The following is a 13,092-nucleotide window of genomic DNA, read 5'->3' on the forward strand; positions in this document are numbered from 1 at the left end:
GGCTGCGCGCGCTGGCGGTGGGCGACCGGGTCGGCGTACGGCACCGGCTGGTGGCCGCGCGGTCCGGCACCCCGTACGTGTTCGCGGTGGGCGGCACCCCGGTGCTCTCCGGCGGCCGCCCCCTGCCGGGGCTCGACGACGGGACGGCGGCCGTACGGACCGTCGCGGGCATCGCGGACGGCGGGCGCCGGCTGTTGCTGGTCGCCCTGGACGGCGCGCCGGAGTACCGCCGTGGCCTCACCGTCGCCGAGACGGCCGCCCTGATGCTCGGCCTGGGCGCACGGCAGGCCCTCAATCTCGACGGCGGCGGCTCGTCGACCCTGGTGGCGCGCGAGCGGGGAGCCTCCGCCGTCTCGGTGCGCAACCACCCCAGCGGCGGCGCGGAACGTCCCGTGCCCAACGGCATCGGCGTGTTCGTCGACCGCTGACGCCCCTCGCACCGCCGACATCACCGGTGGACCTGACCATCACCGGTGGACCTACGGTCTGAGGCTGCTGACCATGTCCGTCGTCGCCGTGAGCCCCTGGTGGATGGTCGGCGCCACGCTCGTGCTCGCCAGGTGGAAGCCGAGCAGGACGCAGACCAGGGCGTGCGACAGCCTCAGCGCGCCGTTGCGCAGGAAGACCACCGCGAGGATCGCCAGCAGCATCAGCACCGAGATGGAAACAGCCATCGTCAACCTCCTCCGCCACGTCCGTTTCGCGGCGTTCGGCCGCAAGTGTGGCGCAGCGGAGGGGCCGTTCGGGCGGCTGACCTGTCCGCCGAACGTGTGGTGTTCCGTCCGGGGCGTTACCCGGGCCGTTACGTGACGTCGTGCCGCGTCACGCGTCTCACGGCCGCTCGTGCGCGTCGAGGAACGCCTCCAGGCCCGCGAGGTCGTCCGTGTTGAGGTGGTCGACGCCGGCCGCGAGGAGTTCGCCCCACAGCGCGTCCCGTGCCGGGCCCGGCAGGTCGGGGGTGGCCCAGAAGCGGACCCGCTGCCCGCGCGCGTGGGCCGTCGAGACGATCCGGCGCAACTTGGCGCGTTCGGCCGCCGGGAAGGCGCCCACCCCGAGCCAGGTGAAGTTGAGCGTCCAGTTGTCGCTGATCAGCGGGACGAACGAGGCGACCGCCGGCCCGCCGAGGTCGGTCAGCCGGCCGTCGTAGAAGGCGCGGCGCACCTTCTGCGCCTCCATCGGCGCCCGGGCCGCGCGGTCGCCGGAGATCACGGCGGTGACCGGGCCGGGGAGGACGCGGCCGCGGTCGTAGGTCGTGAACAGGTCCCGGTACCGGCGCAGCCGGCGGTCGAGTGCGAGGTAGGTCGACGCCCCCTCGGTCTTGATGTCGACGAGCAGTTGCAGCGGCTCACGGTGTCCGCGGTACACCGCGCCGCGGTTGGCCCTGACGCGGGCCGCGAGGGGGTCGAGGTAGAGGGCGGCCAGGGTGCGGGACGGGTCGAGGTCGACCGCGTCGTGGGCGACCAGGAGCTCACCGTCGACGAGCCAGATGTCGGCCTCGACGCTGCCGAAACGGTGGCCGAGGGCGTCGTACAGGGGCCGCGGGTGCTCGTAGTCGTTGTGGGCGTGGGCGCGCCACAGGGGGCGCGGGCCGTGGTGGTGCCCGCCCGCCCATGCGTGGGTGGCGGGGAGGGCGGCGGTGCCCGCGAGGGCGGCGCCGACGGTGAGGAATCTGCGGCGGGTGCTGGCGGCCATGCTCTGCCTCCCGTGGGGGGGTGCCTGACTGGACCTCAGCGAGTATGGGGTCCGCCCGGGGCCCGGGTGCAGTGCCCCGCGACGAGTTGGCCGGACCGCCGCTGTGCGTTCACTTCTCCGGAGCCGGGCACCACGGCGCACGGCGGAGGGCCCGCCCCAGTTCGGGCGGGCTCCCCGCGGGTGCTGACGCGGCGGCCGTCAGGGCGCCCGGAGGTCCACCAGTTCGGCCAGGGCCGCACGGTGCCGGCCGGCCGTGCCGTATGCGATCGAGTCGGCCTTGGCGCGCTTGAGGTACAGGTGCACGGGGTGCTCCCACGTCATGCCGATCCCGCCGTGCAACTGGAGCGCCTCCTCGGCCGCGCGGACCGCGACGGGTCCGGCGCAGGCCTGGGCGACGGCCACGGCGATGTCGGTGTCATGGCCGGTGTCATGGCCGGTGGCCAGGGTGTCCGCCGCGTTGCGCGCCGCCGCCCGGAGGCCGGCGATCTCCAGCCACAGGTGGGCGAGGCGGTGCTTGAGCGCCTGGAAGCCGCCGACGGGCCGGTTGAACTGCTTGCGCTCCTTCAGGTGGCGGACCGTCTCGGTCAGGCACCAGTCGGCGAGGCCGAGTTGCTCGGAGGCCAGCAGTCCGGCCCCGGCGCGCAGGGCGCGTCGTACGGCGGGCCCGGCGGCGCCCAGTCGCGTCCCCGGTGCCCCGTCGAGGACGACCGTCGCCACCGGCCGGGTCAGGTCCAGGGACACCTGCGGTGTGACGGTCACGGCGTCGGCGGCCACCGCGTACAGACCGCCGTCGTCCGCGGGGACCAGCAGCACGTCGGCGACGGCGGCGTCCGCGATGCCGGTCAGCTCGCCGTGCAGGGCGCCGTCGGTCAGTCGTACGGTCCTCCGGGCGCCGTGCGGGGCCACGTCCAGCGCGACGGCGAGGACACCGACCGTACCGCCGGACGCCAGCGCGGCGAGCAACTCGCCGCCCCCGCACTCCAGGAGCGCTTCCGTGGCGACGACGGCGCTGGTCAGGTACGGCACGGGGGCGACGGCCCGGCCCAGCTCCTCCAGGACCACGGCGGCCTCGCGGTGCGTGGCTCCCTGTCCGCCCAGCTCCTCGGGTACCAGCAGTCCGGCGAGGCCCATGCCCTCGGTGAGGGTCTTCCACAGCGCGCGGTCGTGGGGCGCGCCGGACTCGGTGCGCGCGAGGACCCCCGCCGCGTCGCAGTGGTCCGTGAGCAGGGCCCGGACGGCCGTACGGACGTCGTCCTCCTCCGCCGAGTACAGCAGGTCGCTCCGTGCGCTCATCGGGAGAGGTCCTTCCACGCGACGTCCTTGTCGGTCCGCGGCTCGGAGGGCAGGCCGAGGACGCGCTCGGCGACGATGTTCAGCAGGACCTCGCTGGTGCCGCCCTCGATGCTGTTGCCCTTGGAGCGCAGGTAGCGGTAGCCGGCCTCCCGGCCGGTGAAGTCGACGAGTTCGGGGCGGCGCAGCGTCCAGTCGTCGTACAGCAGGCCCTCCTCGCCCAGCAGTTCCACCTCCAGGCCGCTGATCTCCTGGTTGAGGCGGGCGAAGGCGAGCTTGAGTCCGGAGCCCTCGGGGCCGGGCTGTCCGGCGACGAGCTGCTGGCGCAGCCGCTCCCCCGTCAGCCGGGCGACCTCGGCCTCGGTCCACAGGGTCAGCAGCCGCTGGTGCAGGTCGTGGGTGCGCAGTTCGGGGCGTGTCCGCCAGGTCCGGGCGACCGGGCCGATCATGCCGCCCTCGCGGGGCAGGCGCATCCCGCCGATGGAGACGCGTTCGTTCATCAGCGTGGTCTGCGCGACCCGCCAGCCGTCACCGACGTCACCGAGCCGGCGGTCGTCCGGGATGCGGACGTCGGTGAGGAACACCTCGTTGAACTCGGCCTCGCCGGTGATCTGCCGCAGCGGCCGGACCTCGACGCCGGGGTCGGTCATGTCGCAGAGGAAGTAGGTGATGCCCCGGTGCTTGGGCACGTCGGGGTCGGTACGGGCGATGAGGATGGCCCAGCGGGCGAGGTGGGCGCTGGACGTCCACACCTTCTGCCCGTTGACGATCCAGTCGCCGCCCCCGTTCCCGTCCTCGTCCCCGCCCCCGTCCCGTACGGCCCGGGTGCCGAGCGCGGCGAGGTCGGAGCCGGCGCCGGGCTCGCTGAACAGCTGGCACCAGATCTCCTCGCCCGTCCACAGCGGCCGCAGGTAGCGGCGCTTCTGCTGCTCGGTGCCGAAGCCGAGGATCGTCGGCGCGGCCATCCCCAGCCCGATGCCGATGCGCCGCGGGTCGTTGTCGGGGGCGCCCACGGCCGCCAGCTCCGCGTCCACGACGGCCTGCAGGGCGCGCGGCGCGCCGAGCCCGCCGAGGCCCTCGGGGAAGTGCACCCACGCCAGTCCCGCGTCGAAGCGCGCCCGGAGGAAGTCGAGGCGGTCCGTCGTCGCGACCGGGTGCGCGGCCAGCAGGTCGGAGGTGCGGCGGACGAGTTCGGCCGCGTCGGTCATGCGGCGGCCTCCAGCTCCGGGACGGTGCCCTCCTGCTCCGGTACGACGGCCACCCGGCCGGTCGTCACCCCGTCGGCGACCCGCTGCACGGCCGTGGCGGCCGCGCTCAGCGGCACCCGTTCGCTCACCAGCGGCCTGACCGCGCCCTTGGCGGCCAGCTCGGTGAGCTGCTCGTGGCAGCGCAGGACCAGTTCGGGGTTCTTGGTGTTGTACAGGCCCCAGTGCAGACCCATGATCGAGTAGTTCTTGATCAGGGCGTGGTTGAGAGCCGGGCTGGGAACGGAGCCGCTCGCGAAGCCGACGACCACGATCCGCCCCTCGAAGGCGACGGCCTTGGCCGACTGCGCGTACGCCGGGCCGCCCACCGGGTCGTAGATCACGTCGGCGCCGCGCCCGCCGGTGGCCTCCTTCACCGCGGCGACGACGTCCTCCTCGCGCCGGTCGACCACGAGGTCGCAGCCCAGCTCGCGGGCCACGGCGGCCTTGTCGGCGCCGCCCACGACGCCGATGACCGTGGCGCCCGCGGCCTTGCCGAGCTGCACGGCCGCGCTGCCGACCCCGCCCGCGGCGGCGTGCACGAGCAGCGTCTCGCCGGGTTCCAGCCGTGCCCTGCGGTGCAGGGCGAACCAGCCGGTCTGGTAACCGATGTGCAGGGCCGCGGCCTCGGCGTCGTCGAGCGCCTCGGGCGCGGGCAGGAGGGCCGCGGCGTCCGCGACGGCGTACTCGGCGAAACCGCCGTACGGCAGCGCCGGGGTGGCGATGACCCGCCGGCCGTCCTCGGTCTCGCCGCAGATCTCCAGGCCGGGCGTGAACGGCAGCGGCGGCCTGACCTGGTACTGCCCCCGGCACAGCAGGGCGTCGGGGAAGTTGACGTTCGCGGCGCGCACCTTCAGCAGGACCTGGCCCGCGCCGGGCGTCGGCCGCGCCGCGTCCGCGTCGAGGCGCATCGCCTCGCCCGGCTCGCCGTTCTCGTGCACGTGCCATGCCTGCATGCGGGGCCTCCACGGGTTGGTGTCGTCCGAGCGTGGGTCGCCTCGCATACTAAGCGGTCGCTTGCACGGAGGGAACAAGCCGGGGCGCCTCAGCCGGAGCGCTCCTCCCCGCCCGTCGGCCGCGCCCGAACATGCATCCGCTCCCCCTGCGGCCCGAACAGGCTCAGGAACTCCACCGGCCCCTCCCCCGTCGACCCGAACCAGTGCGGGACCCGCGTGTCGAACTCGGCGGCCTCCCCCGCCGACAGCACCACGTCGTGCTCGCCGAGCACCAGCCGCAGCCGCCCCGACATCACGTACAGCCACTCGTACCCCTCGTGCGTCCGGGCCTCCGGCTTCTCCGCGCTCCGGGGCACGACCACCTTGAAGGCCTGCAGGCCGCCGGGCTGCCGGGTCAGCGGCCAGTACGTGCGACCGTGCCGCACGATGGGCTCGGCACGGACCCGGGGGTCGCGCACCGGCGGCGCGCCCACCAGCTCGTCCAGCGGCACCTGGTGGGCGCGGGCGACCGGCAGCAGCAGTTCCAGGCTGGGCTTGCGCAGCCCCGACTCCAGCCGGGACAGCGTGCTCACGGAGATGCCGGTGGACCGGGACAGCGCCGCGAGGGTCACCTCCCGCTCCTTGCGCAGCCGGCGCAACCGGGGGCCGACCCCCGACAGGATGTCGTCCGCGCTCTTGTCGTTCTTGTCGTTCTTGTCGTTCTTGTCGCTCTTGTCGCTCTCGCCGATGCCCGTCATGCACTTATTGCAGGATCGGCAAAGCCGTTTGTCAATACCGCACCGGCCGCGCGACCGTGTCGTCATGGAGGTGGTCACCGTGACCGAGGCATACGCAGGGACCTACCAAGAGGCGTACGAAGTGGTCGTCATCGGCGGCGGCGCGGCCGGGCTCTCCGCCGCGCTGGTCCTGGGCCGGGCCAGGCGCCGCACGCTCGTCGTCGACGCGGGCGAACCGCGCAACGCGCCCGCCGCGCACATGCAGGGCTATCTGTCCCGCGACGGCATGCCGCCCGCGGAGTTCCTCGCCGTGGGGCGCGAGGAGATCGCGCGGTACGGCGTCGAGCTCGTCCGCGACAAGGCGGTGGACGTGCACCGCGACAGCGACGAGGACGCGGACGCGGACGCCGGGGACTTCGCGGTGGTGCTCGGCAGCGGGCGGACCGTCCGCGCGCGGCGGCTGGTCGTCGCCACCGGGCTGGCCGACGAACTGCCCCCGGTGCCCGGGGTCGCCGGACGGTTCGGGCGGGACGTCCTGCACTGCCCGTACTGCCACGGCTGGGAGGTGCGCGACGAGGCCTTCGGAGTGCTCGCCACCTCCCCGATGAGCGTCCACCAGGCGCTGCTGGTGACCCAGTGGTCCAAGGACGTGACCCTGTTCGCGCACACCGTGGGCGAGGACGCGCTGTCCGACGAGGACCTGCGCAGGCTGGCCGCGGCGGGGGTCTCCGTGGTGCCGGGCGAGGTCGTGGAGCTCGTCGTGGAGGACGACCGGCTGACCGGCGTACGGCTGGCCGACGGATCCGTGCACGCGCGGACCGCGGTGTTCGTCGCCCCCCGTTTCGTACCGCGCACGGGACTGCTGGAGCGGCTGGGCGCCGAGACGAAGGAGACCCCGTTCGGCAGCGCCCCGGTGACCGACGAGACCGGTCGTACCACCGTGCCGGGCGTGTGGGCGGTGGGCAACGCGACGCTCCTGTCCCAGCAGGTCGTGCACGCGGCGGGCGACGGGTACAAGGCGGCGGCCACGATCAACAACGAAATGATCATGGAGGACATCGAGCGCCGGGTACCGAACTGACCGGTCGCGGGGCCACCAGGTGTGAACCGGGCGCATCCGATGCACTCTGAGTGCATGCTGTTCGCCCGGCTCGCCCGTGTGTCCCAGGAGGTCGCCGCCACCCGTGCGCGCACCCGGAAGACCGTCCTGCTCGCCGAGCTGTTCCGGGAGACCGATCCGGAGGACGTGCCGGTCGTCATCCCCTACCTGGCGGGCCGGCTCCCCCAGGGACGGCTCGGCATCGGCGCCAAGCTGCTCACCCAGCAGGTCGAGCCGGCCGCCGAGCCCACCCTCACCGTGCTCGGCGTGGACGCCCGGCTGACGGGGATCGGGGCGGTGAAGGGCACCGGCTCGCAGGCCGAGCGCAGGCGGCTGGTCGGCGCGCTGCTGGCGGCGGCCACCGAGGACGAGCAGCGGTACCTGGTCGGGCTGCTCACCGGCGAGGTCCGCCAGGGCGCCCTGGACGCGCTGGCCGCGGAGGGCCTGGCCGGGGCGACCGGAGCGGCCCCGGACGCCGTACGGCGTGCGGTGATGCTCGCGGGATCGCTGCAGACGGTGGCCATGGCCCTGCTCGCGGACGGCCCGCCGGCCCTGGAGGAGTTCCGGCTCACCGTCGGCCGCCCGGTCTGGCCGATGCTCGCGCACACCGCTTCCTCCGTGGCGGAGGCCGTGGGCAAGCTGGGTGCGTGCGCGGTGGAGGAGAAGCTGGACGGCATCCGCGTCCAGGTGCACCGCGACGGCGAGACCGTACGGATCTGGACCCGCACCCTGGAGGAGATCACCGACCGGCTGCCCGAACTGGTCACGGCGGCGCGGGAACTGGCGGAGGAACGATTCATCCTCGACGGGGAGGTGATCGCGCTGGACGAGGAGGGGCGGCCCCGGCCCTTCCAGGAGACCTCCGGACGGGTGGGCTCCCGGGTGGACGTCGAGGCGGCCGCGCGGCAGGTGCCCGTCTCGCCGGTGTTCTTCGACGCGCTCTCCGTCGACGGCCGCGACCTGCTCGACCTGCCGTTCACCGAGCGGCACGCGGAGCTGGCCCGGCTGGTGCCCGAGCCCATGCGGGTGCGGCGCGCGCTCGCGCACGGTCCGGACGACGTCCCGGGCGCGGAGCGGTTCCTCGCCGAGACGCTGGCGCGCGGCCACGAGGGCGTCGTGGTCAAGGCGCTGGACGCCCCCTACAGCGCGGGGCGGCGCGGCGCCTCCTGGCTCAAGCTGAAGCCCGTGCACACCCTGGACCTGGTGGTGCTGGGCGCCGAGTGGGGCACCGGCCGACGCGCTGAGTGGCTCTCCGTGCTGCGCCTGGGCGCGCGGGCGGCGGACGGGTCCTTCGCCATGCTCGGCAAGACCTTCATCGGGATGACCGACGCGCTGCTCGCCTGGCAGACCGAGCGGCTGCCGGAACTGGCGGTGCGGGAACACCGCTGGGGGTTCACCGTGCGCCCCGAGCTCGTCGTGGAGATCGCGTACGACGGGTTGCAGCGTTCCCGCCGCTACCCGGCCGGTGTCGCGCTCCGCTTCGCCCGCCTGGTGCGCTACCGCGACGACAAGACACCGGCCGGGGCCGACACGGTGGAGACGGTGCTCGCCGCGCATCCCGGGGTCGCCGCGCGGTCCGACGGCCCCACGGGGCAGGACGACGGAGCCGCCACGGAGCCCGGGACGGCCACCGGCCCCGAGGCGGACGGATGACTCCTGCCCGGCGCAGCGCGGGCCTGCTGCTGTACCGCCGCGGCGCGCACGGCCCCGAGGTGCTGCTCGGTCACATGGGCGGCCCGTTCTTCGCGCGCCGGGACGCCGGGGCGTGGACCGTGCCGAAGGGTGAGTACGGCTCCGACGAGTCCCCGTGGGCCGCCGCGCGCCGCGAGTTCCAGGAGGAGCTGGGCCTGCCGCCGCCCGGCGGGGAGGCCGTGCCGCTGGGCGAGGTGCGGCAGGCGGGCGGCAAGACCGTCACCGCCTGGGCGGTCGAGGGCGACCTCGATCCGGCGGCCGTGGTGCCCGGCACCTTCTCGCTGGAGTGGCCGCCGCGTTCGGGGCGCGTCCAGGAGTTCCCCGAGCTCGACCGGGTCGCGTGGTTCCCCCTCGACCGGGCCCGTCAGGTGATCGTGCGGGCGCAGACGGCGTTTCTGGACCGGCTGGCGGAGCACTCGCCCTGAGGGTGGTCCCGTCGGAAGCGGTCCCCCACCGCGCCCGCGTTGCGGTGCCCACCGCCGCGCGGGAAGGTCGACACAGAGCACGTCCCCCAGGAGGTCAGCCATGCCCATCGCCACGGTGAACCCGGCGACCGGCGAGACGCTCAAGACGTACGAAGCCCTCGGCGAGGAGGAGGTCGAGCGCCGGATCGCCGCGGCCGACGCCGCGTTCCGTGAGTACCGGACGACCTCCTTCGAGGAGCGGGCCCGGCTGCTGCGCCGGGCCGCCGAGCTGCTGGAGGAGGAGCAGCGGGAGGTCGGGCGCACGATCACGACCGAGATGGGCAAGCCGGTGACGCAGGCACGCGCGGAGGCCGACAAGTGCGCCAAGGCGATGCGCTGGTACGCCGAGCACGCGGCCGAACTCCTCGCCGACGAGCAGCCCGCCGGACACGACGTGAAGGACTCCGGGGGCACCCGGGCCTACGTCCGCTACCGGCCGCTCGGCCCGGTGCTCGCGGTGATGCCGTGGAACTTCCCGCTCTGGCAGGTGGTCAGGTTCGCCGCGCCCGCGCTGATGGCGGGCAACGTGGGCCTGCTCAAGCACGCCTCGAACGTGCCGCGGACAGCGCTGTACCTGGAGGACCTGTTCCGGCGGGCGGGCTTCCCGGAGGGCTGTTTCCAGACACTGCTGATCGGGTCGTCCGCGGTGGAGGGCATCCTGCGCGACCCGCGCGTGAAGGCCGCGACCCTCACCGGCAGCGAACCGGCGGGCCGCTCGGTCGCCTCGGTCGCCTCGGACGAGATCAAGAAGACGGTGCTGGAGCTGGGCGGCAGCGACCCGTTCGTGGTGATGCCGTCGGCGGACGTCGACCGGGCCGCCGAGGTCGCGGTGACGGCGCGCACGCAGAACGCCGGGCAGTCGTGCATCGCCGCCAAGCGGTTCATCGTGCACGAGGACGTGTTCGACGCCTTCGCGGAGCGGTTCGTGCGGGGCATGGAGGCCCTGAAGGTCGGTGACCCGCTCGACGAGGACACCGAGGTCGGTCCGCTCTCCAGCGAGCGGGGCCGCGACGACCTGGTGGAGCTGGTCGACGACGCGGTGGAGCACGGCGCCACGGTCCTGTGCGGCGGCGAGCGCCCCGACGGGCCCGGCTGGTACTACCCGCCGACGGTCGTCGCCGACGTCACCCCCGACATGCGCATCCACCTCGAGGAGACCTTCGGCCCGGTCGCCACGCTGTACCGGGTCGCCGACCTGGACGAGGCGGTCGCGGTCGCCAACGACACGCCGTTCGGGCTGAGTTCCAACGTGTGGACGGGCGAGGAGGCGGAGGTCGAGCGGTTCGTGCGGGACCTGGAGGCCGGCGGGGTGTTCGTGAACGGGATGACGGCGTCCCACCCGGCGCTGCCGTTCGGCGGGGTCAAGCGGTCCGGGTACGGGCGTGAGTTGTCCGGACACGGAATCCGCGAGTTCTGCAACATCACCACGGTGTGGCACGGGGCGTGAGCGTTCCGCGACTACCATCCCCCCTGTGAACCGCGAAGTGACCCTGCCTCTGATCGTCGACGACCGCGGCACGTTGCAGGTCTCGGCCGCCGATGTCAGCAAGTTGCTGCGTACGGTGGGCGGCCGGTGGCTGCACCTGGTGGAGGCCGGTGAGGACGGGCTCGACGAGGACACGGTGGCGGCCCTCACCATCGAGCTCGCCAAACTGGCCGACCGCATCGACGTGGCCTGCATCGCCCACAGCAGCGGGGCCGCCTCCGGGTGAGGGCCCGGGAGGGGCCCCGCGGCTCCCGCCTCAGGCGCCGTCCGGCGCCGGCTCCTCCAGCGAGGCCCAGAACATCGCCTCGTACGCCTGCAGCAGCCGCCCGTACCGGTGCACGAGGTGTTCGTCCACCCGTCCGGCGTCCAGCGCCGCCCGTACGGCCGTACGGGCCGACCGCTCCAGCTCCGGTGCGGGTTCCGCGAAGAAGTCGAAGAACCCGCAGGCCTCGTCCGAGAAGCCGTAGTGACGGCGCAGGCCCGCGGCGACGGCCGCGCAGTACCCGCCGAACGCCGAGAAGTTGGCGTGCAGGACGAGCAGCACGTCGGCCGGCGCGCCGTTCAGGGCGAGCCAGGCCACGTAGGCCGGGTAGGCCTGGCAGCCCGGCCGCGGCACGTACGCGGCGCTCCGGGCCCCGTCCGCGCCGCAGGCCTCGGCGAAGGCCCCCAGCCGCTCCCCCGCCAGTTCCTCGCCCCGCGCGAGGAGCGTGAAGAAGGGCTCGCTCGCCGGTTCCCGAGCGGCGGACTCCTGGGCCAGACGGAGGAACGCCCGGTGGTCCGCCGCCACCACCAGCCGCTGTTCGAGCGCCAGCGCGGCGAGGGTCTCCGGCCGGGCCGCGCCCCGGGCGATCAGCGGCACCAGCCGGTTGCCCCCGGGTTCCGGGGCGAGGCCGCGGGTGGTGGCCTCCAGCAGCGCTCGTGCACTGGCCGTCTTCGTCATCGTGTGCTCCCTCGGGTCCGGCCGTCCTGACGGTCCGGTGATACCCCGGCCGGCCGGCCGGCGCTGTCGCCGGTCCGGAGTAGTCCGGCGAGACCTGCACGCCTGGCCGGGCGATCGTGGAAGGCACCACCTTCCGCCCGGGGACGAAAGATTCCCGGATGGCGAAAGCAGGCGTTCCCCATGGCGACTTTGTGCAGACCGGCGGTCTCGGTCCCGGAACACGTGATCACGATGGAGGAGACTCTGCAGCTGGCGCGCGCCCGGCACCCCGACCATCCGCAACTGCCGCTGGCCCTGCGGCTCATCCGGAACACCGGTGTCCGCACCCGCCACATCGTGCAGCCCATCGAGGAGACCCTCGAGCACCCGGGCTTCGAGATACGCAACAAGGTCTACGAGGCCGAGGCGAAGGCGCGGGTCCCGGAGGTCGTACGGCGGGCGCTGGACGACGCGGAGACGCTGACCACCGACATCGACGTCATCATCTACGTCTCCTGCACCGGGTTCATGATGCCCTCGCTGACGGCCTGGCTGATCAACGCGATGGACTTCAGCAGCGACACCCGGCAGATCCCCATCGCCCAGCTGGGCTGCGCCGCGGGCGGTGCGGCCATCAACCGGGCCCATGACTTCTGCACGGCCTACCCCGAGGCGAACGCCCTCATCGTGGCCTGCGAGTTCTGCTCGCTCTGCTACCAGCCCACCGACCTGGGCATCGGCTCCCTGCTGTCCAACGGCCTGTTCGGCGACGGGGTCGCGGCCGCGGTCGTCCGGGGCCGCGGCGGCACCGGCGTCAAGCTGGAGCGCAACGGCTCGTACCTGATCCCCAAGACCGAGGAATGGATCATGTACGACGTCCGCGCCACCGGCTTCCACTTCCTGCTGGACAAGCGGGTGCCGGGCACCATGGAACCCCTCGCGCCGGCGCTCCACGGCCTCGCCAGGCGGCACGGCTGGAACGCCTCCGAGCTCGACTTCTACATCATCCACGCGGGCGGGCCGCGCATCCTGGACGACCTCAGCAAGTTCCTCCGGGTACCGCCGGCGGCCTTCCGCTTCAGCCGGGCGACGCTCACCGAGTACGGGAACATCGCGAGCGCCGTCGTCCTGGACGCGCTGCGCCGGCTCTTCGACGAGGGCGGGGCGGAGCACGCGGCGCGCGGGCTGCTGGCCGGGTTCGGCCCCGGCATCACCGCGGAAATGGCCCTGGGCCGCTGGCAGCACACGACGAAGGAGACGGTGTGAGATGACGACGAGCGAGACGGCTCCGGAGACGACCCCCATGCCCCCGGTACGGCACTGGCCCGCCCTCAACCTGACGGGGGTGGACTTCGACCCCGTCCTGACCGAGCTGATGCGGGAGGGCCCGGTGACCCGGATCCAGCTGCCCAACGGCGAGGGCTGGGCCTGGCTGGTGACGCGGTACGACGACGTGAAGCTGGTGACGAACGACCCCCGGTTCAGCCGCGCCGCGGTCGTCGGCCGCCAGGTCACCCGGCTGGCCCCGCACTTC

14 protein-coding genes and 1 pseudogene are annotated in these 13,092 nt (G+C 73.9%); 8 read left to right on the forward strand and 7 right to left on the reverse strand.

Annotation, left to right across the window (positions count from 1 at the left end):
• On the forward strand, nucleotides 1-428 hold a 428-nt coding region (locus UW392_RS17910; protein WP_320776020.1), incomplete at its 5' end, for a phosphodiester glycosidase family protein.
• A gap of 51 nt (nucleotides 429-479) precedes the next feature.
• Here UW392_RS17910 and UW392_RS17915 read toward each other — a convergent pair.
• The 6 genes from UW392_RS17915 to UW392_RS17940 form a co-directional block, all read right to left on the reverse strand.
• On the reverse strand, nucleotides 480-674 hold the full coding sequence (locus UW392_RS17915; RefSeq protein WP_320776021.1) for a hypothetical protein: 195 nt from the start codon (nucleotides 672-674) through the stop codon (nucleotides 480-482).
• A 157-nt stretch (nucleotides 675-831) separates the two neighbouring features.
• On the reverse strand, nucleotides 832-1,692 hold the full coding sequence (locus UW392_RS17920) for a phosphatidylinositol-specific phospholipase C/glycerophosphodiester phosphodiesterase family protein (RefSeq protein WP_320776022.1): 861 nt from the start codon (nucleotides 1,690-1,692) through the stop codon (nucleotides 832-834).
• Nucleotides 1,693-1,890: 198 nt separating this feature from the next.
• Nucleotides 1,891-2,985 (reverse strand): acyl-CoA dehydrogenase family protein, encoded by a 1,095-nt coding sequence (locus tag UW392_RS17925; RefSeq protein ID WP_320776023.1) that lies wholly within the window; start codon nucleotides 2,983-2,985, stop codon nucleotides 1,891-1,893.
• The gene (locus tag UW392_RS17930) at nucleotides 2,982-4,190 is read right to left on the reverse strand and encodes an acyl-CoA dehydrogenase family protein (protein ID WP_320776024.1); all 1,209 of its coding nucleotides are present in this window, start codon (nucleotides 4,188-4,190) and stop codon (nucleotides 2,982-2,984) included. Before UW392_RS17930 ends, UW392_RS17925 begins: the two co-directional genes overlap by 4 nt.
• Nucleotides 4,187-5,182 carry an NADPH:quinone oxidoreductase family protein gene (locus UW392_RS17935; protein WP_320776025.1) on the reverse strand — a complete coding sequence of 332 codons (996 nt, stop codon included), beginning with the start codon at nucleotides 5,180-5,182 and terminating at the stop codon, nucleotides 4,187-4,189. The genes UW392_RS17930 and UW392_RS17935 overlap by 4 nt, the downstream gene beginning before the upstream one ends.
• A gap of 89 nt (nucleotides 5,183-5,271) precedes the next feature.
• Entirely contained in the window at nucleotides 5,272-5,919 is a 648-nt protein-coding gene (locus tag UW392_RS17940; RefSeq protein WP_320776026.1) for an XRE family transcriptional regulator, read from the reverse strand.
• A gap of 64 nt (nucleotides 5,920-5,983) precedes the next feature.
• Between UW392_RS17940 and UW392_RS17945 the strand changes: the two genes are divergently transcribed.
• The 5 genes from UW392_RS17945 (at nucleotide 5,984) to UW392_RS17965 (ending at nucleotide 10,865) form a co-directional block, all read left to right on the forward strand.
• Nucleotides 5,984-6,979, forward strand: coding sequence for an NAD(P)/FAD-dependent oxidoreductase (locus UW392_RS17945; RefSeq protein WP_320776027.1), 996 nt, complete (start codon nucleotides 5,984-5,986; stop codon nucleotides 6,977-6,979).
• Between the two features lie 54 nt (nucleotides 6,980-7,033).
• Nucleotides 7,034-8,650: an ATP-dependent DNA ligase gene (locus UW392_RS17950; protein WP_320776028.1), complete on the forward strand. Its 1,617-nt coding sequence runs from the start codon at nucleotides 7,034-7,036 to the stop codon at nucleotides 8,648-8,650.
• The gene (locus tag UW392_RS17955; protein WP_320776029.1) at nucleotides 8,647-9,114 is read left to right on the forward strand and encodes an NUDIX domain-containing protein; all 468 of its coding nucleotides are present in this window, start codon (nucleotides 8,647-8,649) and stop codon (nucleotides 9,112-9,114) included. The genes UW392_RS17950 and UW392_RS17955 overlap by 4 nt, the downstream gene beginning before the upstream one ends.
• Nucleotides 9,115-9,214: 100 nt before the next feature.
• Nucleotides 9,215-10,600 carry an NADP-dependent succinic semialdehyde dehydrogenase gene (locus UW392_RS17960; protein ID WP_320776030.1) on the forward strand — a complete coding sequence of 462 codons (1,386 nt, stop codon included), beginning with the start codon at nucleotides 9,215-9,217 and terminating at the stop codon, nucleotides 10,598-10,600.
• 25 nt (nucleotides 10,601-10,625) lie between these two features.
• Nucleotides 10,626-10,865: a DUF6213 family protein gene (locus UW392_RS17965; RefSeq protein WP_257548311.1), complete on the forward strand. Its 240-nt coding sequence runs from the start codon at nucleotides 10,626-10,628 to the stop codon at nucleotides 10,863-10,865.
• A gap of 30 nt (nucleotides 10,866-10,895) precedes the next feature.
• Here UW392_RS17965 and UW392_RS17970 read toward each other — a convergent pair whose 3' ends face one another.
• A complete protein-coding gene (locus tag UW392_RS17970) occupies nucleotides 10,896-11,579 on the reverse strand; it encodes a transcriptional regulator (protein ID WP_320776031.1) in 684 nt (227 codons plus the stop codon).
• A 180-nt stretch (nucleotides 11,580-11,759) separates the two neighbouring features.
• Here UW392_RS17970 and UW392_RS17975 point away from each other — a divergent pair, with 180 nt between their 5' ends.
• On the forward strand, nucleotides 11,760-12,824 hold the full coding sequence (locus UW392_RS17975) for a type III polyketide synthase (protein WP_320776032.1): 1,065 nt from the start codon (nucleotides 11,760-11,762) through the stop codon (nucleotides 12,822-12,824).
• A 1-nt stretch (nucleotide 12,825) separates the two neighbouring features.
• Nucleotides 12,826-13,092 (forward strand): annotated as a pseudogene (locus tag UW392_RS17980) (cytochrome P450); the annotation flags it as partial.

The organism is Streptomyces sp. CRN 30 (genome assembly GCF_034105845.1).

What these genes read in the sequence shown, in the direction of transcription:
- UW392_RS17920 (WP_320776022.1), bottom strand. Translation starts at nt 1,692, where the DNA reads ATGGCCGCCAGCACCCGCCGCAGATTCCTCACCGTCGGCGCCGCCCTC.
- UW392_RS17945 (WP_320776027.1), top strand. Translation starts at nt 5,984, where the DNA reads ATGGAGGTGGTCACCGTGACCGAGGCATACGCAGGGACCTACCAAGAG.
- UW392_RS17960 (WP_320776030.1), top strand. Translation starts at nt 9,215, where the DNA reads ATGCCCATCGCCACGGTGAACCCGGCGACCGGCGAGACGCTCAAGACG.
- UW392_RS17925 (WP_320776023.1), bottom strand. Translation starts at nt 2,985, where the DNA reads ATGAGCGCACGGAGCGACCTGCTGTACTCGGCGGAGGAGGACGACGTC.
- UW392_RS17915 (WP_320776021.1), bottom strand. Translation starts at nt 674, where the DNA reads ATGGCTGTTTCCATCTCGGTGCTGATGCTGCTGGCGATCCTCGCGGTG.
- UW392_RS17950 (WP_320776028.1), top strand. Translation starts at nt 7,034, where the DNA reads ATGCTGTTCGCCCGGCTCGCCCGTGTGTCCCAGGAGGTCGCCGCCACC.
- UW392_RS17940 (WP_320776026.1), bottom strand. Translation starts at nt 5,919, where the DNA reads ATGACGGGCATCGGCGAGAGCGACAAGAGCGACAAGAACGACAAGAAC.
- UW392_RS17930 (WP_320776024.1), bottom strand. Translation starts at nt 4,190, where the DNA reads ATGACCGACGCGGCCGAACTCGTCCGCCGCACCTCCGACCTGCTGGCC.
- UW392_RS17975 (WP_320776032.1), top strand. Translation starts at nt 11,760, where the DNA reads ATGGCGACTTTGTGCAGACCGGCGGTCTCGGTCCCGGAACACGTGATC.
- UW392_RS17955 (WP_320776029.1), top strand. Translation starts at nt 8,647, where the DNA reads ATGACTCCTGCCCGGCGCAGCGCGGGCCTGCTGCTGTACCGCCGCGGC.
- UW392_RS17970 (WP_320776031.1), bottom strand. Translation starts at nt 11,579, where the DNA reads ATGACGAAGACGGCCAGTGCACGAGCGCTGCTGGAGGCCACCACCCGC.
- UW392_RS17935 (WP_320776025.1), bottom strand. Translation starts at nt 5,182, where the DNA reads ATGCAGGCATGGCACGTGCACGAGAACGGCGAGCCGGGCGAGGCGATG.